At 70.3% G+C, this 23176-nt stretch carries 24 protein-coding genes; 9 read left to right on the forward strand and 15 right to left on the reverse strand.

From position 1 onward, the window contains the following. Positions 1–164: 164 nt before the first annotated feature. The 3 genes from BMW88_RS11325 (at position 165) to BMW88_RS11335 (ending at position 3462) form a co-directional block, all read left to right on the forward strand. Positions 165–671: a phosphoesterase gene (locus BMW88_RS11325; protein ID WP_089950595.1), complete on the forward strand. Its 507-nt coding sequence runs from the start codon at positions 165–167 to the stop codon at positions 669–671. Next, the gene (locus BMW88_RS11330) at positions 671–2209 is read left to right on the forward strand and encodes an alkaline phosphatase D family protein (protein ID WP_245777714.1); all 1539 of its coding nucleotides are present in this window, start codon (positions 671–673) and stop codon (positions 2207–2209) included. The genes BMW88_RS11325 and BMW88_RS11330 overlap by 1 nt, the downstream gene beginning before the upstream one ends. A 539-nt stretch (positions 2210–2748) precedes the next feature. Then, a complete protein-coding gene (locus BMW88_RS11335; protein WP_218148034.1) occupies positions 2749–3462 on the forward strand; it encodes a S1 RNA-binding domain-containing protein in 714 nt (237 codons plus the stop codon). Between the two features lie 343 nt (positions 3463–3805). On the opposite strand, the gene BMW88_RS11340 is transcribed toward BMW88_RS11335, so the two are convergent. The 3 genes from BMW88_RS11340 to BMW88_RS11350 all read right to left on the reverse strand — a co-directional run bounded on the left by BMW88_RS11340 (position 3806) and on the right by BMW88_RS11350 (position 6958). Next, complete coding sequence (locus tag BMW88_RS11340; RefSeq protein WP_089950597.1) at positions 3806–4465, reverse strand: hypothetical protein; 660 nt, start codon at positions 4463–4465, stop codon at positions 3806–3808. A gap of 85 nt (positions 4466–4550) precedes the next feature. Beyond that, a complete protein-coding gene (dinB, locus tag BMW88_RS11345) occupies positions 4551–5825 on the reverse strand; it encodes a DNA polymerase IV (RefSeq protein ID WP_089950702.1) in 1275 nt (424 codons plus the stop codon). A 35-nt stretch (positions 5826–5860) separates the two neighbouring features. Next, the gene (locus tag BMW88_RS11350; RefSeq protein ID WP_089950598.1) at positions 5861–6958 is read right to left on the reverse strand and encodes an amidohydrolase family protein; all 1098 of its coding nucleotides are present in this window, start codon (positions 6956–6958) and stop codon (positions 5861–5863) included. Between the two features lie 12 nt (positions 6959–6970). On the opposite strand from BMW88_RS11350, the gene BMW88_RS11355 reads away from it, so the two are divergent. Continuing rightward, the gene (locus tag BMW88_RS11355; RefSeq protein WP_089950599.1) at positions 6971–8281 is read left to right on the forward strand and encodes a type I glutamate--ammonia ligase; all 1311 of its coding nucleotides are present in this window, start codon (positions 6971–6973) and stop codon (positions 8279–8281) included. Here BMW88_RS11355 and BMW88_RS11360 read toward each other — a convergent pair. From BMW88_RS11360 to BMW88_RS11380, 5 genes are all read right to left on the reverse strand, one after another. Further along, positions 8262–8879 carry a sigma-70 family RNA polymerase sigma factor gene (locus tag BMW88_RS11360; RefSeq protein ID WP_177221055.1) on the reverse strand — a complete coding sequence of 206 codons (618 nt, stop codon included), beginning with the start codon at positions 8877–8879 and terminating at the stop codon, positions 8262–8264. The two genes, BMW88_RS11355 and BMW88_RS11360, sit on opposite strands and share 20 nt — an antisense overlap. A gap of 107 nt (positions 8880–8986) precedes the next feature. Next, positions 8987–9664 carry an RNA polymerase sigma factor gene (locus BMW88_RS11365; protein WP_089950600.1) on the reverse strand — a complete coding sequence of 226 codons (678 nt, stop codon included), beginning with the start codon at positions 9662–9664 and terminating at the stop codon, positions 8987–8989. A gap of 102 nt (positions 9665–9766) precedes the next feature. Further along, positions 9767–10333 carry a sigma-70 family RNA polymerase sigma factor gene (locus BMW88_RS11370; protein ID WP_089950601.1) on the reverse strand — a complete coding sequence of 189 codons (567 nt, stop codon included), beginning with the start codon at positions 10331–10333 and terminating at the stop codon, positions 9767–9769. A 230-nt stretch (positions 10334–10563) separates the two neighbouring features. Continuing rightward, complete coding sequence (locus BMW88_RS11375; protein ID WP_089950602.1) at positions 10564–11133, reverse strand: sigma-70 family RNA polymerase sigma factor; 570 nt, start codon at positions 11131–11133, stop codon at positions 10564–10566. Between the two features lie 100 nt (positions 11134–11233). Continuing rightward, complete coding sequence (locus BMW88_RS11380) at positions 11234–11953, reverse strand: class I SAM-dependent methyltransferase (RefSeq protein ID WP_089950603.1); 720 nt, start codon at positions 11951–11953, stop codon at positions 11234–11236. A gap of 33 nt (positions 11954–11986) precedes the next feature. Here BMW88_RS11380 and BMW88_RS11385 point away from each other — a divergent pair, with 33 nt between their 5' ends. The 4 genes from BMW88_RS11385 to BMW88_RS11400 are packed head-to-tail and all read left to right on the forward strand — an operon-like array spanning position 11987 to position 15894. After that, the gene (locus BMW88_RS11385; protein WP_089950604.1) at positions 11987–12832 is read left to right on the forward strand and encodes a ParA family protein; all 846 of its coding nucleotides are present in this window, start codon (positions 11987–11989) and stop codon (positions 12830–12832) included. Continuing rightward, positions 12825–13586, forward strand: a complete 762-nt coding sequence (locus tag BMW88_RS11390) for a DNA-formamidopyrimidine glycosylase family protein (protein WP_089950605.1) — start codon at positions 12825–12827, stop codon at positions 13584–13586. The genes BMW88_RS11385 and BMW88_RS11390 overlap by 8 nt, the downstream gene beginning before the upstream one ends. 20 nt (positions 13587–13606) lie before the next feature. Beyond that, on the forward strand, positions 13607–14857 hold the full coding sequence (locus BMW88_RS11395; RefSeq protein ID WP_177221049.1) for a cytochrome P450 family protein: 1251 nt from the start codon (positions 13607–13609) through the stop codon (positions 14855–14857). Between the two features lie 59 nt (positions 14858–14916). Beyond that, the gene (locus tag BMW88_RS11400) at positions 14917–15894 is read left to right on the forward strand and encodes a quinone-dependent dihydroorotate dehydrogenase (RefSeq protein WP_089950607.1); all 978 of its coding nucleotides are present in this window, start codon (positions 14917–14919) and stop codon (positions 15892–15894) included. Between the two features lie 85 nt (positions 15895–15979). On the opposite strand, the gene BMW88_RS11405 is transcribed toward BMW88_RS11400, so the two are convergent. The 7 genes from BMW88_RS11405 to rimO form a co-directional block, all read right to left on the reverse strand. Further along, positions 15980–17233 (reverse strand): uracil-xanthine permease family protein, encoded by a 1254-nt coding sequence (locus BMW88_RS11405; protein WP_089950608.1) that lies wholly within the window; start codon positions 17231–17233, stop codon positions 15980–15982. Between the two features lie 166 nt (positions 17234–17399). After that, positions 17400–18221, reverse strand: coding sequence for a phage shock envelope stress response protein PspM (gene pspM / locus BMW88_RS11410; RefSeq protein ID WP_089950704.1), 822 nt, complete (start codon positions 18219–18221; stop codon positions 17400–17402). 40 nt (positions 18222–18261) lie between these two features. Continuing rightward, entirely contained in the window at positions 18262–19113 is an 852-nt protein-coding gene (locus BMW88_RS11415) for a PspA/IM30 family protein (RefSeq protein WP_089950609.1), read from the reverse strand. A 429-nt stretch (positions 19114–19542) separates the two neighbouring features. After that, on the reverse strand, positions 19543–19965 hold the full coding sequence (locus BMW88_RS11420) for a helix-turn-helix domain-containing protein (RefSeq protein WP_089950610.1): 423 nt from the start codon (positions 19963–19965) through the stop codon (positions 19543–19545). Positions 19966–20067: 102 nt separating this feature from the next. Beyond that, positions 20068–20547 (reverse strand): CinA family protein, encoded by a 480-nt coding sequence (locus BMW88_RS11425; protein WP_089950611.1) that lies wholly within the window; start codon positions 20545–20547, stop codon positions 20068–20070. Next, positions 20544–21122: a CDP-diacylglycerol--glycerol-3-phosphate 3-phosphatidyltransferase gene (gene pgsA / locus BMW88_RS11430; protein WP_089950612.1), complete on the reverse strand. Its 579-nt coding sequence runs from the start codon at positions 21120–21122 to the stop codon at positions 20544–20546. Before pgsA ends, BMW88_RS11425 begins: the two co-directional genes overlap by 4 nt. Beyond that, positions 21119–22531 (reverse strand): 30S ribosomal protein S12 methylthiotransferase RimO, encoded by a 1413-nt coding sequence (gene rimO / locus BMW88_RS11435; protein WP_245777715.1) that lies wholly within the window; start codon positions 22529–22531, stop codon positions 21119–21121. The genes pgsA and rimO overlap by 4 nt, the downstream gene beginning before the upstream one ends. 106 nt (positions 22532–22637) lie before the next feature. Here rimO and BMW88_RS11440 point away from each other — a divergent pair, with 106 nt between their 5' ends. Further along, positions 22638–23138: an amino-acid N-acetyltransferase gene (locus BMW88_RS11440; protein ID WP_089950614.1), complete on the forward strand. Its 501-nt coding sequence runs from the start codon at positions 22638–22640 to the stop codon at positions 23136–23138. Positions 23139–23176: the final 38 nt, after the last annotated feature.

The raw sequence follows: 23176 nt of genomic DNA on the forward strand, positions 1-23176 counted from the left end.
CTACCCAGTCGGCCCTCTCATACGGTCGGTTCTGTCACCATCATCCTCCTGGGGCAGCGGTGAGGCTGTCGTGAGGCACCTCCACAGCCCTTGTGGCCTTCCGTTCACACCGCGTTCGGCCGCGTGATCCGCCCGCGCAAGCCGCGCTTGCTCGGATCGACCGCATGACCGATCTCATCGTGAACGGCGACGCGGAGCAGGGCCTTCACGGCTGGTTGACCGTCGCGGGCGCTCCTGTCGTACTGCGGTACGACACGGGCCAGGGGTACCCGGGGCCTGGTGATCCGGGTCCGGCCCGGCGCGGCGCGGCGTTCTTCGGCGGTGGCGACACGCCCCTGAGCACTCTGCGACAGAGCGTGACGCTGCCGCGCCGCGCGTCTCAGTTCGCGATCTCCGCCTGGCTCGGCGGCTACGCCGCGCAGCAGGACGGCGCCCGCCTGTCCGTCGAGTTCCTGGACTCCGGCGGCACCCCGCGCGGTCTCGTCGTGCTCGGGCCGGTGACCGCGGAGGAGCGCTCCGGCCGCACCGGCCTCGTGGAGCGGTCCGCGCGCGGCACGGTGCCGCCGGGCAGCCGCACCGCCGTGGTGACGCTGCAGATGACCCGGTCCGGTGGTGGTACGTCGAACGACGGCTACGCGGACAACATCTCGTTCACGGTGGAGGCCCGCTGATGCTGAACCGACGTGATCTCCTGCGCGCCGCGGCCGCCGCCGGCGCTCTCGGCACGGTGTGGCCGTTGTCCGCGGGCTTGTCGCCCGCCGAGGCGCACGCGGCCGCGCTCGACCTCGGCGCGTCCTGGGACCCGGCGCCGTTCACCCTGGGCGTCGGGTCGGGGGACCCGTTGCCGGACAGCGTGGTGCTGTGGACGCGGCTCGCCCCGGAACCGCTCGCGTTCGAGCAGCCGCTGCCCGAGGTCGTCGAGGTCGAGTGGACCGTGGCGCTGGACCGCACGATGCGCTCGCGGATCGCGTCCGGCACCATCGCGGCGTCGAACCTGTTGGGGCACAGCGTGCACGTGCCCGTGCAGGGCCTGCGTCCCGGCCGCACCTACTACTACCAGTTCACGGCGCTCGGGAAGCGCAGCCGGGTCGGCCGTACGCGCACGGCCCCGGTCGGACCGGTGTCCAAGGTGCGGTTCGCGACGGCGAACTGCCAGGCGTTCCACGACGGCTTCTACGCGGCGCATCGCGGGATCGCCCGGGAGGACCTGGACTTCGTCGTGCACCTGGGCGACTACATCTACGAGCACGGCCAGGTCGGCGGCGCGCACGTGCGCGACCACGAGGGCCCGGCGGTGCTGTCCCTCGCGGACTACCGGCGGCGCCACGCGCTCTACAAGGGCGATCCCTCGTTGCGCGACGCCCACGCCGCGCACCCGTTCTTCCTCACGTGGGACGACCACGAGGTCGTGAACGACTACAGCGGCTCGGAGGGTTCGGCGCCGTTCGTGAAGCGCCGTGCGGCGGCCTACCAGGCCTGGTACGAGCACATGCCGATCCGTTCGGGCAGTGCGCTGGAACCGCAGATCCACCGGCGGCGGCAGTGGGGATCGCTCGTGGACCTCACCGTGCTGGACCTGCGGCAGTACCGCTCGGCGCAGAACATCGCCGGCGGCACGATCCTCGGCGCCGAGCAGAAGCAGTGGCTGCTGGACGGCATCTCCGGCGCGCGCGAGGCGTGGCAGGTGTGGCTCAACTCGATCATGCTGTCGCAGCTGGCACGCCAGGGCGGCGGCTACTACTTCACCGACCAGTGGGACGGCTTCCTCCAGGAACGCCGGGAGGTGCTCGGGCACGTGGCCGCCGAGGGGATGCAGGACCTCGTCGTGCTGACCGGCGACTGGCACTCGGCCTTCGTCGACGACATCCGGCCGGACTTCGACGACCTGTCCTCGCCGGTGATCGGCACGGAGTTCACCGCGCACTCGATCACCTCCGGGGCCTACTCGCCGGAGTGGAACGCGGTGAACGGACCGGTGATGGGAGCGGCCAACCCGCACCTGAAGTACTTCGAGGGCAACAGGTACGGCTACGACGTGTACGAGGTGACGCCGCGGCGCTTCACCACGCACATGCGGGTGATCGGTGACCGGCGGGACGCCGCCTCGCCGGTGACGACGCTGACGACGTTCCACGTCGACCGCGGGAAGGCCGGAAGCTACGAGGACCCGGCCACCGCCGGCTCTCCCGCGCAGTACCGGCGCCCGTGAGGCAGCGGTGTGCGGGCGGGACGCCTCCCGCCCGCACACCTCCCGCCCGCACACCTCCCGCCCGCACACCTCCCGCCCGCACACCTCCGGCCCGCACACCTCCGGCCGGCTCGCGATCCGGTAGGCGCGGGAGATCGTCACCGCACTCGCGCCACCCATCGCGTCGGTGGTCCTCGCGCGCAGTGAAGCGGGCTTCGCGCCCTTCGGGTGCCGCACGACCGCCTTCTGCACAGCGGCATTCTGCACAGCCGCCTTCTGGCCGGCCACCGGCACCGGCTTCCAGGTCACGCCGTCGTCGAACGACGCCTCGACGGGACGACGAACCACCTCTCCAGGCAGTCACATCTCCCTTCTCGACGTCGGTCACGACTCCACGTGGGTGGCTGGACACCATGGACGAAGCGTCGGACGACCAGGCTGCACAAGCGTTTCTGGCAACGGTGTGAGTCGGTGATCTGTGCGGCGGGATCGTCTCGGAGATCACGCGATCGTGCGTGGCGGTCACCCTGGACGGATTCCCCGCACGTCCGTTGGGAGCCGTGGGACGGTTGGACCTGTCGTGGGGTCAGCCCGCGACTTCGGCTGTGCGGGTCGGCGAACGGATGACCGCCGAGGCGGTGGCCGTCGACCTGGAAGCGGGCGAAGTCCGGCTGTCGATGGCCGCGACCGAGAACCCGGAACTCTGGGCGTTCTTGAAATCGCTGTCCCCTGGTCAGATCCTCTCCGGCGAAGTGGCGGCGATCGAGCGGTTCGGCGTGTTCGTGGCGCTCGACGACGGACCCCCGCACCCGGTGTTCCCCGGCGGTGGCTTCATCACCATCCCCGAGCTGTCCTGGCGACACCTCAACGATGTCTCCAACGTCGTGCGGGTAGGGCAGCGCGTCTCGCGCAAGATGCTTCAGTTCGACACGTCGAACGGCGAGGCGAGGCTGTCGCTGCGCGCGACGCAGCCGGACCCGTTCCACGTCTTCGCCGACCGCCTCACCACCGGCCGACGACTCCGGGGACGGGTGACCGAGTTGGCCGCGGTCGGAGCCTTCGTCGAGGTCGCCGACGGAGTCGAGGGACTCGTCCCCCTCGGCGAGCTCGACGAAAATCCCGTGACAGCACCGGAAGAGGTGGTTCAAGTCGGTGACGAAGTCTCCGTCCTCGTCACCGAGTTCGACCTGACGAAAGCATCGGACCATCCGCCGGAAACGTTCCGCCCGACGAGTCAGTCCGCGGAGCTGAGCCCACCGAGGCCCGGGGACTGAGCTGAGACGTCAGCGTTCCGTCTTCGAGGAGGCTCAGGGCACGACGGCTGCGGCCAGCGCGTCATGCAGGCTCGTCTGGTCGTTCTCCGGCAGGCCAGCCGCCACGGGCACCTGGTTCACCAGCACCGCGGATACCGAGCTGCGCTGCCTTGAGCGACATGGCCTTGCCGCTCACGCGCCCAGCACAGCCCGGCATGCGGAGGCCGCCCGCCACAGACACCGGCACAGCAATCAGTGCCCAGCTCAATCTCGTGGCACCACAGAGCATTGCCGCTCACGCCCCAGCACAACGCAAACGGCACCACCGTGTGCGAGGCGCTGGATGCGTTGCAGCGCCTGCAATTCAGCTGACCGTCAGCGGTACGCGGGACTGCGGTGCCGAAGCCGGGCGGCGGTTCATCACGGCCAGCTCCAACTGGCGTGCCGGCGACTCGCCCAGCAGGGTGCGGGCCAGGGTGGTGCCCTTGCGCGGAGCCAGGGCCAGCTCCGCGCGGAGGGCTTGCACGCCCACGAAGTGGATCGCCTCCTCGAGGATGGCTTTGGTGTCGGGGATCGAGCGGGTCCGGCGGATGGCGTCCACCGCCGCGCGTTCGAGGGGTGCCACGTGGAAGCCTCTGCGGAGTGCCGGTCTGGGGAGGCGGTCTGTTCGCTCCAGGCGCAGGGCGGCGTGACCCCAGGCCCGGCAGTGGCGTGGCGCGAGGACGTGGATCGCGTCCGCGGTGGGCAGGACCGATCTCATGCCGTGCAGGTACAGGGCGTCGAAGGCCGTCAGCATGGAGCGCTCGCCCGCGTGCAGGAGGGCTGCCTGCACCAGCTGTTCCCGGGAAGGACCGGCTCTGGACAGCAGGAAGATGCCGGGGAACAGGCGCTGCCATGGGCCGCCGGGGCGGGAGCGCTGGTCGATCAGCGCGGCGGACAGTCCTATGTGGAGCAGTGCGGCCACTGGGGCCACTCGGTGGACGAAGAGGGTGCCCAGGGCTTCGAGGTCGATGGGGTGGCGCATGGGTCAATGGTGCGCGGGAGGAGGGGGTGGGAGGTGGGGGCGCGGGAAAGTTGTGGACAACTCGCGGGTTGTGGACAGGTCGCGATCACTCGGGCTTCGGCTGCGGCTCCGCTGTCCTTTCCGCCCCTTCGCTCAGCAGGGAGGCCGGGCGGACGGCGAGCGAGCCGAAGCGGGATCGGGCCTGGTCAGCGGCTTGCTCCGCTTCGCGCCAGCCGCGTTCCGGGGCGTCGAAGATCAGTTGCTGGGCGGAGTCGGCGTTGTCAAGGCCCTCTATCCGGACGCCGATCAGGCGGACCGCGCCGGGTGGGACCTGGGTGTCCAGCAGCTCGGCCGCGGTGCGGTAGACCTCCTGGGTCACGTCGGTGGCGACCGGCAGGGTGCGGGAGCGGGTGATCGTGGTGAAGTCGGCGAAGCGGACTTTGATCGACACCGTCCGGCCGCGCAGGCCCTTCGCCCGCAGCGACCCCGTCGAGCGTTCCGACAGGCGCAGCAGCTCGCGGCGGAGCACGGCGCGGTCGAGGTGGTCGACCTCGAAGGTCTCCTCCGCGCCGATCGACTTCTCGCGCGAGGTCGGCACCACCGCGCGGTCGTCGACGCCCGAGGCCAGCGCGTGCAGGTGCTCCGCGAGGGCCACGCCGATCAGGCGGCGCAGCCGGGGCAGGGGTGTCGCGGCGACGTCGGCGACGGTGCCCAGTCCGAGTTCCTCCAGGCGCGCAGCGGTCTTCGCGCCCACGCCCCACAGAGCGGACACCGGCAACGGGTGGAGGAACTCCAGCACGGAAGAAGAAGGCACCACCATCATGCCGTCGGGCTTGCACATGCCGGAGGCGAGCTTCGCGAGGAACTTCGTCGGCGCCACACCGACCGAACAGGTCACGCCGTGATCAGCGAGAACGCGCGACCTGACCAGTTCCCCCACGCCGCCCGGCGTGAGGCCCAGCCGGCGCAGCGCCCCGCCGACGTCGAGGAACGCCTCGTCCAGCGACAGCGGCTCCACCAGCGGCGTGATGTCGCGGAAGATCGCCATGACTCCGCGCGACACCTCCTGGTAGAGGTCGAACTGCGGCGGCAGGTAGACGGCGTCGGGGATCAGGCGGCGGGCATGGGCGGTGGGCATCGCGGAACGCACGCCGTACTCACGGGCGAGGTAGTTCGCGGAGCACACGACACCGCGTCCGTTGACGCCGCCGACGACGACCGGCACGGAGGCGAGCTCAGGACGTTCGCGGATCTCCACCGACGCGTAGAAGGCGTCCATGTCGACGTGCAGCATCCGGCAGCCCGTGTCGTCAGGCCACACACCGTCACGTGCACGGAACCGGTCGACCAGGCCGCGTGGCAGGTTCGCACTGCGACCCATGAACACCCCTTTCGAACTCCCGTTCGAGTCAAATCCTACAGTTTGTACACACGCGTCGCGTTCTCCGACGCGATGAGTCGTGTGATGCGATGCGCGTCATCGTCGAGGAACGCCTCGCGGTGCATCCCATCGGCCAAGAAGTCGGACAACGCCTGCCGGAACATCAACGCGCCGAGGTAGTACAACTCGGGCAGACCGAACGCGTCGGTCGAGAACAGGAATTTGCCGTACGGCACGATCTCCAGCGCCTCGGCGAGGACGCGCGACGCCTGGTGCCCGAGCCCGTGCGTCGCCAGCCCGAGATCGCAGAACACGTGCGGGAACACCTGCGCGAGATACCCGGCCTGCCGGTGGAACGGGTAGTTGTGCAACAGCAGCACGGGCACGCCCAACGAAGCCGTGGCGCGCAGGAACGGCGTCAGCAACGACGGGTCGCAGCGGTGCAGATCGATGTCCGAGTCGCCGTAGCCGGCGTGGAACTGCAACGGCAGCCCGGCGTCCAGCGCCTCCCACGCCAGCCAAGCGATCACCACGGGGTCCGCCAACCGTCCCGAGCCCCACGCCGAGACCGCCCGCACGACGTCCGGGTCGGCGGGGCGCGCACCCGGCAGGTCGAGCCCGACCCGGTAGGCGGCGACGGATTTCGCCCCCACCGCCGACGAGGAAGCCAGCCGCGAGCGCACCTCGGCGAGGAAGCCCGACGGCGAGACCGACGGCCGCACCGACTCGGCCAGGTGCTCCAGCCGCACGATCTCGTGCGCGTCCGCTCCCGACGACGAGGCCAGCTCGGCGCCCGACAGCAGCCGTTCCGGCTGGAACCCGCCGTCCACCAGGAACGTGTGGATCCCCGACGCCATCAGGAAGGTCCGCGACACCTCGGTGATGTGCAGCGAGTTCCTCCGTTCGAGGTACTCCTCGGCCGAGGCGTGCCGGGGCAGGTCCAGCAGCGGAGCGCACCACCGCCGCACCGCGAAACCGACCGCCGAGTCGAAGAACGACCCGCCCAGCACGGAGACCTCGTCGGCTTCCAGCAACAACGACTCGAACTCCGCGCGTGTGCTGTCGGTGCGCAGCACACCGTGGCAGTGGTGGTCGATCAGCCCGGCTTCGGCGACGAACGGCAAGATGCCCATAACCTTACGATCGTGGACTCTGCGGAGCGGGACCAGCGGTTCGACCGGGCGACGGAGCTCTTCGACGGGCTCAACGCCAAGGGCGTGAGCGTGGTCGCGCTCACCTTCGTCGACAACAGCGGCATCGCGCGCACCAAGTCGGTGCCCCTGCGCAGGCTGGCGCACGCGGCGGCACACGGCGTCGGCGCGTCACCGGTGTTCGACGTCTTCCTCTTCGACGACTGGATCATCCAGGGCCGGTTCGCCGGCGGGCCGGTCGGCGACCTGAGGCTGCACCCCGACCTCGACCGCCTCACCGTGCTCGCGGGCCAGCCCGGCTGGGCGTGGGCGCCCGCGGACCGCCACTTCCAGAGCGGTGTCCCCTACCCGATGGACCAGCGCCTGCAGGCCCGCAAGGCCGTGCGGGCCCTCGCGGGTCAGGGCCTCGCCGCCAAGGCGGGTTTCGAGGTCGAGTGGTGCGTCGGCAGGCCGGACACCGACGACTGGGTGCCTGCGACCTCCGGCTCCGCGTACGGCCACGCGCGCCAGGTCGAGCTGTCCGACTACTGCGTCGACCTGCTCACCGCGCTGGACCGGCAGGACGTCGAGGTGCTCCAGTTCCACCCCGAGTACGCCGCCGGCCAGTTCGAGGTCTCGACCGCGCCCGAAGACCCCCTCGCGGCGGCGGACACCGCCGTGCTGGTCAAGGAGACCGTCCGCGCCGTCACGATCCGGCACGGCATGCGCCCGTCGTTCTCCCCCAAGGTCATCAACGGCGGTGTGGGCAACGGCGGCCACCTGCACTTCAGCCTCTGGCGCGACGGCGCGAACCTCTTCGAGGGTTTCCAGGACGAAGCCAGGCAGTTCACCGCGGGCGTGCTCAACCACATACGCGCGTTGTGCGCTGTCGGCTGTCCTTCTCTTGCGAGCTACCTCAGGCTCGTGCCGCACACATGGTCAGCACCGTTCGTGGCGTGGGGCGAAGAGAACCGCGAGACGGCGCTGCGCCTGGTCCGGGACAACCTGGAGATCAAGTGCTTCGACCTGACCGCGAATCCCTACCTCGTCGTCGCGGGCGTCGTCGCGGCGGGTCTGGACGGCATCGCGACGCGGGCGAGCCTGCCGGAGGGCCTCACCGTCGACCCGGCGCTGCTCGACGGCGTCCCGCGCCTGCCCACGTCCCTCCGGGAGGCCGTCGACGAGTTCGAGAAGGACGCCGTGCTCGTCGAGGCGTTCGGCAAGGAGCTCGCGGGCACGATCGCGGACGTGCGGCGCGGCGAGATGGAGCGGTACAAGGACGCCAGCGCCCAGGGGATCGCCAACGTCACCCGCTGGCGCCATTGATCTCCTTGCGCAGCTTCGCCAACGCGCGGTGCTGAGCGACCCGCACCGCGCCGGGCGTCGAGCCGACGGCCTCCGCCGTCTCCTCCGCCGACAGCCCGACCACCACGCGCAGCACGACGATCTCGCGCTGCTTCTCGGGCAGCACCCGCAGGAGCGCGGCCATCCGGTCGGACAGCTCGCCCTGCATCGCCCGCTGCTCCGGCCCGGCCGCGGTGTCCATCGACTCCGGCAGCTCCGGCACCGCCTCGGCGCGGTTGCGCGCGAAGCTGCGGAACGAGTCGGCGACCTTGTGCGCCGCGATGCCGTAGACGAACGCCAGGAACGGACGTCCCTGGTCGCGGTACGAAGGCAACGCCGTGAGCACGGCGAGGCAGACGTCCTGCGCGACGTCGTCCGCCGACGCGAACGAACCGACGCGCGCACGGCAGTACCGGACGACCAACGGCCGGATCGTGCCCAGCAGCCGTTCGATCGCCTGTCGATCACCGGCGACCGCGCGCGCAACGTGGTCATCAGCGGCTTCGGGCCGCCGTGAGTAGTAGGTGGGCGGAGGCGGGTCGACCGGTTCCCGTGCGCCGCCCCCGGTCCGCTCCACCAGCGCGTCGAGAGTGCCGCTCGGCGCGCTGACCGGCCCGCCGACGGACGAGCGCTGAACGGCGTCCGCAGGGACCTTGCGGTGCAGGCCGGGTGTGAAGTCCACGCAGATCACCGTTCCTCGTCTGGATGCCGACGCGCGGAGAGCCGCGCCCGCCGGATCCGTCCTTCGACCGCGCGCGGGGTGAGCCGCAGCAGCTCACCGATCTCCGCGTGCGAGTAGCCCTGGTCATGGAGGAAGAGCAACCGCCTGCTGTCCTCGCTCAACGCCGCGAAGGCCGCGTCGACCGCCTGCTGCTCGATGACCGCGTCCTCGGGGGTGCCCTCGGCCACCACGTTCTCGAGCGAGGCGAGGGTGTCCACCAGCCGCACGTCCTGCCAGCCGTTCACCCGCGTCTGCCAGCGCCGGTAGACGTTCGGGAACGCGAGCACGCAGGCGTTGACGAAGTACTCGGTCAACGGCAGCTCGTGGTCGACCGACCACTCCTTGCCGAGCAGTCCCCGGTCGCGGAAGTAGACGAACCCCTCGAACACCGCGTCGCTCGCCAGTTCCTCGGCCTCCTGCGGCGGGATGTCCTGCCGTTGCAGGTACCGCCCCTGCTGCCCGCAGCGGGAGAACATCGCTCCGGAGCTGACGAGGCGGGCGACGATCTGGAGACCACGCGCGAGGAGCTGGCGGTGGAACTGGTCCCAGAGCGGCCCGGACAGCCCCGACTCGCGGAAGTGCTGCACCAGCACCCCGTCGACGCGCAGCCGCTCGGCGGCAAGCGCTGAGTCCGAGCTTCCCATGCCCCCTGGTCCTTATGTCGGCGTCTTCCTGCCCATAGGTATGTCGTTTGGGTGCGTCCACCCCACGCACTCCACACGACTAGTCACAAATGCAAACGAATGTCACCCGATCGGGACACTCAGAGCGGTGATTTCCTTGCGAAGTCGTCCCAGAGCGCGGTGCTGGGCAACACGAACGGCACCCGGCGTCGACCCGACGGCCTCCGCGGTCTCCTCCGCCGACAGGCCCACGACGACGCGCAGCACGAGGATCTCCCGCTGCTTGCCGGGAAGGACGTGCAGCAGCCGCCCGAGGGTTCCGCTCAGCTCGTCCCGGAGCACGAACTCCTCGGGTCCGGCGCCCCGCACGGGCTGGTCGGGAACGTCGGCCATCGACTCCGCGCGGTTGCGGGCCAGCGCGCGGTGCGCGTCGGCGACCTTGTGCGCCGCGATGCCGTAGACGAACGCCAGGAAGGGCCGCCCCTGCTCCCGGTAGCTCGGCAACGCCTTCAGCACGGCCAGGCAGACGTCCTGAGCAACGTCGTCCGCGGTCGTCGCGGAACGGCCCACGCGAGCGCGGCAGTACTTCACCACCAGTGGCCTCAGGTAGCGGAGTAGCTGGTCAACTGCCCTGCGATCCCCGTCCACAGCGAGCTTGACCAGCTCCGCGGACAACGCCGAAGTCTCCATCCGAAACGTCCCCTCGTCTCCATCCCGGAGAGGAGACGTGCGGAGCGTCACTCCTTATGCGGAAAGTAGGGGGAACCTTCGAACGTCACCCGTTTGTTGCAACGCGCGGCGCGAATCACTGGGTATGGGGCGACCACGGCACGTAACCGAAACCGGCGCGTTCCGCCAATCCGGTGATTTCATGACTGGTAACCGAACCATGCCGTGTCTTGTCCACCACACCGCGCCGGTCAGATCAGCTCGTCGATCCCCACGGACGACCGCAGCTTGGCCAGGGCGCGGTGCTGAGCCACCCGCACGGCTCCCGGCGTCGAGCCGATCGCCTCGGCGGTCTCCTCCGCCGTCAGGCCGACCACGACCCGCAGCAGCAGGATCTCGCGCTGCTTGTCCGGCAGGCCTCGCAGCAACTGGCCCAGCCGCGCCGACAGCGACCCGAGCAGCGCGTTCTCCTCCGGGTCGACGGCCCGCGACGGCCCGTCCGGCACCTCGGCGACGGGCTCGGACCGGTTGCGCGCCGACACCCGGTGGGCGTCCGCGACCTTGTGCGAGGCGATGCCGTACACGAACGCCAGGAACGGTCTTCCCTGCTCGCGGTAGGTGGGCAACGCCGTCAGCACCGCCAGGCAGACCTCCTGCGCCACGTCGTCCGCCGACGCGTACGCGCGCTCGTTGCGTCCAACGCGCGCACGGCAGTACTTCGCCACGAGCGGGCGAACAGAGGCCAGCAACCGTTCGACGGCATGCCGGTCACCCGCGACGGCCTCGTTCACGAGCGAGGCCAGCAGGTCGGAACTCTCCATGGCGTTGGTCCCTACGTCGACAGCGGAGACTCTATCTTTCGCCGCAGACTCGTTTGGGACCACTTATCGGGACCAGGAACGTCCCGATTGCAAACGCTTCTCAGGCGGATCGGCGGGCGAGCACGTGCAGCCGGGCGGCCACGTCGCGCAGGGGAGACCGCGTGGCGGCGGCCAGTTCCAGCTCGGCGAGCGCGTCGGCGGCGCCAGGGTTCGCATCCAGCACGACACCGGGCACCAGCTCAGAAACTACGCCGTGACCTTGCAGGATTTCGACAGTGAGGCCGGACTCGACGACGAGTTCCTCCAGCCCGGCGACGTCGAAGCGGCGCTGCAACGGGTCGCGGGTGCCCGCGAGCTGGCCCGCGTCGTCGTCCAGCAACCTGCGCGCGTCCACGATCCGGCCCGCGATCGCGCGGTGCAGAATCGCCGCGAACTTGTTCGCGACCAGCACCGACACCGCCCCGCCCGGCGTGACGGCGGCGGCCAGCGCGGCCAGCGCGGCCGGTGCGTCGTCCACGACCTCCAGCAGGCCGTGCGCCAGCACCAGGTCCGCCTCACCGGCGGCGACGCCCAACGAGTCGGTGTCGCCCTGAACCGCGTCGATCGTCACACCGGCCTCGCGCGCACGGGTGTGCAGCGTGGCCAATGCGTTCGGTGAGGGCTCCACGACCTTGACCACGCACCCCGCCGCGGCGAGGGGCACAGCCCAGACACCACTGCCACCGCCGACGTCGAGCACACGCGGCGCTTCCCCACCCTTGCGGGCACGCACGGCGGCCAATTCGGCGTCGAGCACCCTGTGTACGGCGTCCGGTCGCATGGCACACAGAGTAGGAGACCCTAGAGTAGGTCTGTGCATACGGTGTCCGTGCTCAGCCTCAAGGGAGGCGTCGGCAAGACGACGGTGGTGCTCGGCCTCGCGTCGGCCGCCCTCCGCCGTGGCGTCCGCACGCTGGTGATCGACCTCGACCCGCAGTGCAACGCCACGTCGACGCTGGAGCCAGAGGAGTCCAAGGCCAGCATCTACGACGTCCTGCAGGACCCGTCCGAGGAGAACCTGGAGGAGGCGATCCGCCCGAGCAGGTGGGGCGACGGCATCGACGTGCTGTCCGGGTCCGAGGACGCCGAGCTGCTCAACCACCCCGATCCGAACGAGTCGCGGCTGCACCGGCTGAAGGACGCCTTGCGCACGTTGCGGGACATGTACGACGAGTTCCCGTACGACCTCGTGCTGCTCGACTGCCCGCCGTCGCTCGGCCAGCTGACCCGCTCGGCGCTGGTGGCGGCCGACCGCGCGCTGCTGGTCACCGAGCCCACGATGTTCGCGGTCGCGGGCGTGCAGCGGGCGTTCGAGGCGGTGCAGAACGAGCGCGAGCAGAACAACGCCGACCTGCAGCCGCTGGGCGTCGTGGTGAACCGGGTGCGGCCCCGCTCGCACGAGCACCAGTTCCGCATCGAGGAGCTGCGCGACATCTTCGGCCCGCTGGTGATGCCGGTGGCGCTGCCGGACCGGCTCGCGGTGCAGCAGGCGCAGGGCGCGTGCATGCCGATCCACGAGTGGGGCACACCAGGCGCGCGCGAGGTGGCGCTCGCGTTCAACCTGCTGCTCGCCCGCATCCAGCGCATCTCCCGCAGCCGGCGCCGGGCCGTGCACCACGACTTCGACGACGACGAGATCCAGGAAGCGGTGGATGCCTGAGGGCGACACCGTCTTCCTGGCGGGCAAGCGCATGCACGACGCGCTCGCCGGGAAGACGCTGCTGCGGGGAGAGCTGCGCCACCCCAGGCTGGCCACGATCGACCTGGCCGGCCTGGACGTGCTCGGCGTGCGCACCTACGGCAAGCACATGTTCACCCACTTCTCCGACGGCAACAGCCTGCGCAGCCACTTCCGGATGGACGGCGCGTGGCACCTCTACCGGCCGGGCGAGCGCTGGCGCCGTCCCGCGCACCAGGCCCGTGCGGTGTTCGAGGTGGACGACCGGCAGGCCATCGGATTCGCGTTGCACGACATGGAGTTCGTTCCCACCGTGCGCGAGGACGAACTCATCTCGCACCTCGGGCCTGATCTTCTCGCGGACGACTTCGACGCCGCTGAGGCCGTACGGCGGTTGACCGCGGATCCTTCGCGACCTATCGGGATCGCATTGCTGGACCAGCGGGTGATGGCCGGCGTCGGCAATCTCTACCGCGCGGAAGTGTGTTTCCTGTTGCGCGTTCTGCCGACGGCCCCGGTGTCGTCCGTGGACGCCTCGCGTGCGGTTGCGTTGTCGAGGAAGCTGTTGCAGGCCAACCAGTGGCGGCCCGAACAGTCCACGACGGGCGACCTGCGCGTGCAGCACTACGTTTTCGAGCGCACGGGCAGGCCTTGTTTGCGGTGCCGCACGAGAGTCCGATCGGGCGAGATGGACGGCAGATTCGTGTACTTCTGCCCGAAATGCCAGTCCGGTTGAACCGAGACGCCCTCCCGGCCGTGTCCTTCGACATGGCGGTAAATCTGGATGCGTTGCGCCCGGGCTTCACCGACGACCCGTACTCGGTGCTCAAAAGCCTGCGCGAGTCAGGTCCCGTGCACCGGGTCGAGACCCTCGGCGTGCCGATGTGGCTCGTGACCCGCCACGCCGACGTGCGCGCCGCGCTGGACAACCCCCTGCTGTCCTCGCACGGCTCCGCGCTCGCCGAACCGCTGCGCGGCCACCCGCACTTCGCGTCGTGGTGGTTCGGCGACCTGTCCGACCACATGATGAACAGCGACGCCCCGGACCACACCCGCCTGCGCCGCGCGGTGTCGAGCCAGCTCACGCCGCGCCGCATCGCCGCGCTGCGCCCGCGGATCGAGCAGCTCGCGACGTCGCTCGCCGACTCCTTCGCCGACTCGGGCCGGTGCGACCTGATCGCGGACTTCGCCGCGCCGCTGCCGATCGTCGTGATCATGGAGCTGCTCGGCGTCCCGGCCGTCGACCAGGAGAACTTCCGCTACTGGGCCGACGTGGTCACCGGCCTGCGCGACGGCGACGCGGCCTCGGCCCGCGAGGAGACCTCCGGCTACCTGCGCGACCTGGTCGTGCACAAGCGGACCTCCGGCGACGACGACCTGATCGGCGGGCTGGCCCGCGCGACCGGCGAGGCGGCCCTGACCGACGGCGAACTGGCGTCGCTGGCGTTCCTGCTGCTCGTGGCCGGTTACCCGACCGCCGTCGACCTGGTCGGCAACGGCATGCTCGCGTTGCTGCGCGACCCGGAGCAGCTCGAGCTGCTGCAACGCTCCTCGTCCCTGCTGCCCGGCGCGATCGAGGAGTTCCTGCGGTTCGACGGCCCGGCCTCGCACGTGCTGCGGTTCGCCTCGCGGCCGCTGGCGATCGGCGGCGTGCGGATCCCCGCCGGTGACGTGGTGCTGCTGTCGCTGGCCTCCGCCGAGCACGACAGCGCGCGCTACCCGCGGGCCGACCAGCTCAACATCGAACGGGCGGACCGCCAGCACCTCGCGTTCGGCCACGGCGTGCACTTCTGCCTCGGCGCGCCGCTGGCCAGGCTGGAGGGCGACGTGGCGTTCAGGACGCTGCTGGGGCGGTGTGCGGGGCTGGCCCTGGACACCTCGCGGCCGCTCGGCTGGCGGGTGTCGCTGGGCAGCCGGGGGCTGCGGACGTTGCCGGTGACGTTCCGGACGAGGCCCGGGCTGCCGCTGGACGAGCAGGCGACCACCAAGGTGCCGAAGCCGATGTGACGGCGGAGCTGCGACCAGGGGCACGCGGACGCTCTGAGCTGGCGCTATAGGGTGGTCGCGTGGTCTACAAGCAGGTGGTTCGCAGGGCGTTGTTCGGGATGCACGGCGGCGACGCGGAGCGGGTCCACGAGACCACGCTGAACGCGATGGCGCGGCTGAGCCCGCTGGCGCGGTTCGCCCGCGGTCAGAACAACCCCCGCACCGTCTTCGGCGTGCGCTTCCCCAACCCCGTCGGGCTCGCGGCGGGGCTCGACAAGGACGGGCGCGCGCTGCCGGCGTGGGCCGCGCTGGGCTTCGGCTTCGTCGAGGTCGGCACCGTCACCTGGCACGCGCAGCCGGGCAACCCGAAGCCGCGGCTGTTCCGCCTCCGCGAGGACGAGGCGATCATCAACCGGATGGGCTTCAACAACGCGGGCGCGCAAGCGCTTGCCGCCAAGCTCGCCAGGACGCCCCTGAAGGCGCCGCTGGGCATCAGCCTCGGCAAGTCCAAGGTCACCCCGGTCGAGGACGCCGTGCAGGACTACCTGAGCTCGCTGGACGCCCTGAAGGACCACGGCGACTACTACGCGATCAACGTCAGCTCCCCGAACACGCCCGGCCTGCGCAGCCTGCAGGACAAGGGGGCGCTGACCGAGCTCGTCCAGGCGCTCACGCGGGCCACGGACAAGCCGATGCTGGTCAAAATCGCGCCGGACCTCACCGACGACGCCGTCGCCGAGGTCATCCAGGTGTGCGTCGACAACGGCATCAAAGGGCTGATCGCCACGAACACCACGCTCAGCCGTGAGGGCCTCAGGAGCGTTCATCGGGGCGAGACCGGCGGTCTGAGCGGCAAGCCGCTCACCCGGCGGGCCAACGACGTGGTCCGGTTCATCACCCGGCACAGCGAGCTGCCGGTCATCGGCGTCGGTGGCATCGCGACCGCCGACGACGCCAAGCGCATGGTCGACGCGGGCGCGAGCCTGGTGCAGATCTACACCGGGTTCATCTACGAGGGACCGGGGCTCGTGTCGAGGATCAACCGCGCGCTGCGGTGAGCCGGTCCGGGGAGGACTGTCCAAGGCGGACCAGGAAACCCGCTCCGTGGAACGGGAACAGCGTCCGGTCCCGAGTGGAGTGCGGTCAGTTGTGCCGCGCGGCGCGCAGCCACCGCATCACCGGGTGGAGGATCACGACGAGCAGCGAGCCCCACACCATGCCGCCCATCTCCAGGTCGCCGATCTCGATGGTCAGGTCGCCGACGCCGGCCACCAGCGCCGCGCCGCCGACCATCGCGTTCGCCGGGTTCGCGAGGTCGACCCCGCGGTCCATCCAGATGCGGACGCCGATCAGCACGATCAGGCCGTAGAGCACCAGCGTACAACCGCCCAGCACGCCCGGCGGGATGGTGCCGAACAGCGCGATGGCCTTCGGGGAGAACGCGAGCGCCGCGGCGAACACACCGGCGAACGCGAACGCCGCCGTGGTGTAGATGCGCGTCACGGCCATCACGCCGATGTTCTCGGAGTACGTCGTGGTCCCGACGCCGCCGCCCAGGCCCGACAGCGCGGTCGACAGGCCGTTCGCGATGATCGCGTCCCCCGCGCTGCCGTCGAGGTTGCGCCCGGTCAGCGCGGCGACCGCCTTGACGTGCCCGACGACCTCCGCCACCAGCACGATCACCACCGGCAGCATGAGCAGCACGACGGACGGCCGGAGCTCCGGCTGGTGCAGTTGCGGCAGGCCCACCCACGCCGCGTCGCGCAGCGCGGTGATCCGGTCGGACGGCACGGCGCCGAACAGCAGTCCACCCGCCCAGACGCCGGCGAAGCCCACCAGGACCGAGAACCGGAACAGCAGGCCGCGGCCGAGGACGCCGGCCAGCAGGATCACGGCGGTCGTGCCGGCGGCCAGCAGCGGCTGCTCGGCGAAGTTCGAGGTGGACTGGTGCGAGAGGTTCAGGCCGATGATGATCACGACCGCGCCGGTGACGACCGGCGGCATGACCGACTCCAGCAGCCGCACGCCGAGCGCCTTGACCGCGATGCCGACGACGATCACCAGCAGGCCCGCGGCGACGACGCCGCCGAGCTGCGCGGAGACGCCCTGCTCGCGGGCCGCCACCAGCGGCGCCACGAAGGCGAAGGAGGAGCCCAGGTAGCTCGGGACGCGGTTCTTGGTGATCACGAGGAACAGCAGCGTGCCGAGGCCGGAGAACAGCAGCGTGGTGGCGACGGGAAGGCCGGTGGCGGTGGGGACCAGCACCGTCGCGCCGAACATGGCGACCAGGTGCTGCACTCCGAACCCGATGGTGAGCGGCCAGCTCACCCGTTCCTGGGGTGCGACGGTTTCACTGTCGGTGATCCGACCGTCCCCGTGCACGGTCCACAACGCCAACGCACTGCCTCCCGGCAATTCAGCCGGTCTTCCCGCGGACCGACCCCGGAATCCTGCCACGCCATGTAGTGGCCACGGCTAGATAACGGTCTGATAATCACACGATCGCCGTAAAGATCCCAGAGAGAACCGCCGAATAGACACACGCGATTACAGCGTGTGACAATCAGTGCGCCGAATAGCCTGATACGTCGCGCATCGCGGATGCGAGACCGGCCATGTGGTCCGTGGCGTCGTCCAGGACCGCGCGCGGATCCTGGAACTGGGTGCTGGCCGCGAGCGCCTTGCCCGCCTCCGCCACCAACGCACAGTAGCGGTCCACGCCGTCCGCCAGTTGGACCCTGAGCGCCCGCACGCCCTCGACCAACGGCGCGCGCTCCAGGGGCGGCGCAGTGTCCCGGGCGCGCTCGACCGCCTGGAGCTGTGCCGACACCGCGCGGATGGCCGTGGCGGCTTCCTGGGCGGTCTGCCGGGCGTGCTGGACGGACTCGGTCGGCATCGTGGTGAGCGCGGGCGAGTCGAGCTGGACGAGGAGGTCCCTCATCGCGTCCTCGGCCCTGTGCAGCTGCTCCATCGGGACGCGCGCGGCGGAGATGTGCGCGGGCAGCGGCGGCCGGGGCGGGGGCGGCGGCGACAACGCCAGCCGCTGCCGGGCGGCACCCAGCTCGCGCAGCTTGAAGCCGCTGCGGACGGCGAGCAGGCCGGGCACGGCCGCGCCGATGGTGCCGCCGACAGCGGCCCACGTGCCGAGCACGCCGGTGTAGCCGAAGACGGCGAGCGTGCCGAAGATCGTGATCAGCGCCAGCCAGAACGTGAGCACCGCGTTGGTGCGCTTGCGCTTGCGCTCGAGCTTGGCGACCGGGTCGTTCCACTTCTGCAGGCGGTACCGCGCCTGCTCGGCCAGCGGGTGGCCCTGGAGCGACACACCCAACTCGTTGACGACCTTGCGGACGATCTCGTTGTTGGGGCGGTTTCTCCAGGGCTCCATGATCACCTGCTGACTCCTCCTGCTCCCCCCGCGGCGAACGTCAGTTCTGGGCGGGCGGAACTTGCTGCTGCTGGGTCTTCTGCTCCTGCTGGACGCGCTGCGCGATCTCGGCCTGGATCTGCGCCGCGGCGCTGTTGCCCGCCGTCACCTGCGGCGGCGTGTTCGCCTGCCCGCCGTGCATGGACGCGCGGATCTGCTCGAGCCGCGACGAGCCGGCGAGCTGGGTGGTCGAGGCCTGCACCTCGAGCATGCGGCCCTGCACCGAGTTCTGGGCGAGCTCGGCGGAACCGATCGCGGTCGCGTAGCGCTTCTCGATCTTGTCGCGGACCTCTTCGAGCGATGGCACGTTGCCCGGCGCGGCCAGCTCGCTCATCTGGGTGAGCGACGCGGAGACCTGCTCCTGCATCTTGGCCTGCTCGAGCTGGCTGAGGAGCTTGGTGCGCTCCGCGAGCTTCTGCTGCAACATCATCGAGTTGCGCTCGACGGCCTGCTTGGCCTGCGCGGCCGCCTGCAGCGACTGGTCGTGCAGCGTCTTGAGGTCCTCGATGCCCTGCTCGGCCGTGACGAGCTGGGTGGCGAAGCCCTGCGCGGCGTTCTCGAACTGCGCGGCCTTCTGCTCGTCACCCTTCGACCGGGCCTCGTCGGCGAGCACGAGCGCCTGGCGGGCCGAGGCCTGCAGCTTCTCGACGTCGCCGAGCTGCCGGTTCAGCTTCATCTCCAACTGCCGCTGGTTGCCGATCACGGCCGCGGCCTGCTGAGAGAGCGCCTGGTGCTGACGCTGCGCCTCCTCGATGGCCTGCTGGATCTGCACCTTCGGGTCAGCGTGCTCGTCGATCTTGGACGAGAACGATGCCATCAGGTACTTCCAGAACTTCACGAACGGACTGGCCATCTCCTACGCCTGCCTTCTCGGTGCCGGTGTTGGATCCATCGTCTCAATTGTGCGTCGGCGGTTCCACCAACCTGGGGAGATATCCGGGAAGACCCCGACCTACCCCGGGACTTTGGAGTACACGCCTGACGACGTGCCAATCCTGCCCGCACCCGCGCCCCGGGACGCGGTGACCCAGCGTGCTGTGGCCAAGCCGTTGCCTGTCGCCCGGCACGCTGCCGTCGTTGTCAGTTGAACGTACGAGGGCACGGTGTTGTTGCAGACCGTCACGTGGCGGCGGCCACAACCCCTCCTCCCGCCGGGAACGCGGGGGCCCCGCGTTTCCTTGTGGGGAACGCGGGGCCCCCGCGTTCCCCGGCAGGAGGGCCAGGCAATGCAAGCGACCCCGCTCGTCGTACGGCGAGCGGGGTCGTGATCGACATGGGTGTGCTAAGCCGCGACGACTGCCTTGGGCGTCTCGCCGATCTTGCTCGTGAGGCGGTGGCTGAGCATCGGCTGCAGGCGCAGGTCGGACAGGTCGTCCGACAGCGTGGACGGCAGCAGGCGGCCACCCTCCAGCTTCCCGCGCTCCGCACGACCGTCGGGGACGGTGTCCGGCACCGTGTCCGGCGTCTGCTGGACGGCGCCGATGTCGGAGGCGACGTGGTGCAGCAGCTCGGACAAGGGCAGTTCCAACGCGTCACAGATGGCCGCGAGGAGTTCGCTGGACGCCTCTTTGCGGCCGCGCTCCACCTCGGACAGGTACCCCAGGCTCACGCGGGCGGTCCGAGAGACCTCGCGCAGCGTGCGGCGTTGGTTGGTGCGGGCATGGCGAAGCCGATCACCGATCGCCTCGCGCAGCAGCACGGTCATCGCGCGCCTCCTTCCGGCCGGCCGTGTCCCTACGTTACCGATCGACACCGACAACGGGCAGTGACTTCCGAACACGTCCGCCAAGGGCGAACGAACGGTTGGTCATCGTTTGTTCCCGTCCCCGGTCACCAGCAGGTAATCCGACAGCAGGACCAGCGCTTTTTCCACGGCTGTGAAACGCACCGCTTTCCGGTCGCCACTGAGAGTGACGGTCCGCACTGTGGACACTCCAGGCCCGCTCAAGCCGATGTGGACGGTCCCTGGAGCGGCTCCGTCCTGTGGATCGGGTCCGGCGACTCCCGTCAGCCCGATTCCCCAGTCCGCTCCGCACCGGTTCCTGGCACCCTCGGCGAGCTGGATCGCCACCTCGGGGTGCACGGCTCCGTGCTCGTCGAGCAACTGCCGGTCCACGCCCGCGAGCTCGTGCTTGAGCTCGGTCGCGTAGACGATCAACCCACCGCGGACCACGGCACTCGCCCCCGGTGTGTCGACGATCGTCGCGCACAGCAGACCCGCGGTCAGCGACTCGGCCGTGGCGACGGTTTCCTTCCTCGCTCTGAGCAGCTCGACCACGTTCGTCATGCGACGGCCCGATCCGCTCTCGCCTTCATCTTGAACGCTCGGACGACGTAGTCGATTCCCGTCACGACCGTGAGGACCAGCGCGACGAGCATGCTCGCCCACGCGAAGAGCTCCAGCACGTCGTTCTGCGGGAGCACGAACAGCCCGATGGCGATGACCTGCGCCAGCGTCTTGGCCTTGCCGCCGCGGCTCGCGGGGATGACGCTGTAGCGGATCACCCAGAACCGCAGCAGCGTGATGCCGACCTCGCGCACGGCGATGACGATCGTGATCCACCACGGCAGCACGTCGAGGATGCTCAGCCCGACCAGCGCCGAGCCGGTCAGGGCCTTGTCGGCGATCGGGTCGGCGATCTTGCCGAAGTCGGTGATCAGGCCGTGCTTGCGGGCGAGCGTGCCGTCGATGTGGTCGGTGAAGCTCGCGACGGCGAAGATCCCGAACGCGATGAGCCGCCACGTGGTGTCGAAGCCGCCCGCTTCGAACAGGGAGAACAGGAAGACCGGGACCAGAGCCAGCCTCGCCATGGTGAGGACGTTGGCGACGTTGAGCAGCGGGACCTTCCTGGCCTCGGTCATGTCCCCAGCACCTCGACGACCTCGACGACCAGGTCGACGCCCTCGGAGTCGACGACGCGGCAGCGGACCAGGTCACCGCGCCTGAGCTCGCCGGCGTCGAGCACGATGCACTCGCCGTCGACCTCGGGCGCCTGGTGCTCGGCCCTGCCGACGCAGTCGCTCTCGTCGTCCTCCTCGTGCTCGACCAGCACCACGACCTCGCTGCCGACCCGGTCCTCGGCGCGCTGGCTCGTGAGCTCCTCGACGAGGTTGCCGATCCGCTGGACGCGTTCGGCGATGGTGTCCGCGTCGAGCTTGCCGTCGAGCTCCTCGGCCTCGGTGCCGTCCTCGTCGGAGTAGCCGAAGATGCCGACCGCGTCGAGGCGCGCCTCGGTGAGGAACCGCTCCAGCTCCCGCAGGTCGTCCTCGGTCTCGCCGGGGAAGCCCACGATGAAGTTGCTGCGGATGCCCGCCTCCGGCGCGTGCTCGCGGATCTGCCACACGAGCTTGAGGAAGCTGTCGGTGTCGCCGAACCGGCGCATCCGCCGCAGCACCTTCTCGCTGGAGTGCTGGAACGACATGTCGAAGTAGTTCGCGACCTTCTCGGTCTTCGCGATGGCGGCCACCAGCGACGGCTTGGTCTCGGCCGGCTGCAGGTAGCTGACCCGCACGCGCTCGACGCCGGGGATGCTCGCGAGGCGCGGCAGCAGCTGCTCCAGGGCGCCCTGCTCGCGGGGCAGGTCCTTGCCGTAGCTCGTCGAGTTCTCGCTGACGAGGAACAGCTCCTTGACGCCGTTCTCGGCGAGCCACATCGCCTCGGCCACCACCTCGTCCGGGTGGCGGGACACGAACGCGCCGCGGAAGCTCGGGATGGCGCAGAAGCTGCACCGGCGGTCGCACCCGGAGGCGATCTTCAACGGGGCCACGGGGGCGTCGTCGAGGCGCTTGCGGGGCGTCTTGGTGGGGCCCCAGCCGTGCCCGGGCACCTGGACGTCGTTCTTGGCGTCCTGGCGCTGCACGGGCGTGATCGGCAGCAGCGTGCGGCGGTCGACCGGCACGTGTGACTCGACGGGCTTGCCGTGCAGCACGTCCTGGAGCCGCTCGGCCAGGTCGTTGTACTGGTCGAAGCCCAGCACGGCGGCCGCCTCCGGCAGGCTCTCGGCGAGCTCCTTGCCGTACCGCTCGGCCATGCACCCGACCGCGACCACCTTGGCCCCGGTGTCGGACGCGGCGAGCAGGGTGTCGACGGAGTCCTTCTTGGCCTGCTCGACGAAGCCGCACGTGTTGACGACGACGACGTCCGCGCCCTCGTCCACCAGCTCCCAGCCGCCCTCGCCGAGGCGTCCGGCGAGCTCTTCGGAGTCGACCTCGTTGCGGGCGCAGCCCAGGGTCAGCAGCGACACGCGTCGCGGAGTGGTGGGAGAAGACACGGCGCTCAGGGTAACCGGCCCAGCTCCCACACCTGGAATCGCGCTCTCGAGCCACCACGACCACCGCCGCCGGGCCGCACGAGGGCGCCGCTCATACTTGACCGTTGTGACCAGTGGGGTAGTCGTGCGGCGCGCCCGCACCAGCGACGTGCGCGCCATGAAGGCGTTGATCGACGGGTACGCGGGGAAGGTCCTGCTGGCCAAACCGCTGGTCACGCTGTACGAGGCGGTCCAGGAGTTCTGGGTGGCCGAACAGGGTGGCGAGCTGCTCGGCTGCGGGGCCCTGCACGTCATGTGGGAGGACCTCGCCGAGATCCGCAGCGTCGCCGTCTCCCCCCTCGCGCTCGGCCGGGGCGTGGGGCACCGGATCGTGGCGCAGCTCATCGCCACGGCCAGGGAGCTGCAGCTCGCGCGGATCTTCGTGCTCACGTTCGAGACCCAGTTCTTCGCCAAGCACGGTTTCGTCGAGATCGAGGGCACGCCGGTGAGCCCCGAGGTGTACGAGGAGATCATGCGGTCGGTGGACGAGGGCGTCGCCGAGTTCCTCGACCTGAGCTACGTGAAGCCCAACACGCTCGGCAACAGCCGGATGCTCCTGGAGCTGTAACTCTTCGAGTGAAAACTCGAAGAGTCTTGACTCGACTA

It is taken from the genome of Lentzea xinjiangensis, assembly GCF_900110955.1.
Classification (GTDB): domain Bacteria; phylum Actinomycetota; class Actinomycetes; order Mycobacteriales; family Pseudonocardiaceae; genus Lentzea; species Lentzea xinjiangensis.